Annotated in this window: 1 rRNA gene; it reads left to right on the top strand. The window is 51.3% G+C overall.

Annotated elements, in window-relative coordinates:
* Positions 1–273: ribosomal RNA gene (locus CWB85_RS21150) — 16S ribosomal RNA — on the top strand; the annotation flags it as partial.

Here is a 273-nt window from a genome sequence, read left to right as displayed (position 1 = left end):
CGAAGCTCGGGTCCTCGGACTTGTTTTTCAAAGCTAACGCATTAAGTAGACCGCCTGGGGAGTACGGCCGCAAGGTTAAAACTCAAATGAATTGACGGGGGCCCGCACAAGCGGTGGAGCATGTGGTTTAATTCGATGCAACGCGAAGAACCTTACCTACACTTGACATACAGAGAACTTACCAGAGATGGTTTGGTGCCTTCGGGAACTCTGATACAGGTGCTGCATGGCTGTCGTCAGCTCGTGTTGTGAGATGTTGGGTTAAGTCCCGCA

It is taken from the genome of Pseudoalteromonas sp. S1727 (assembly GCF_005886375.1).
Lineage (GTDB): Bacteria > Pseudomonadota > Gammaproteobacteria > Enterobacterales > Alteromonadaceae > Pseudoalteromonas > Pseudoalteromonas haloplanktis.
Note: the sequence above shows the minus strand (reverse complement) of the source record. Positions and strands in the feature narration are given on the sequence as shown.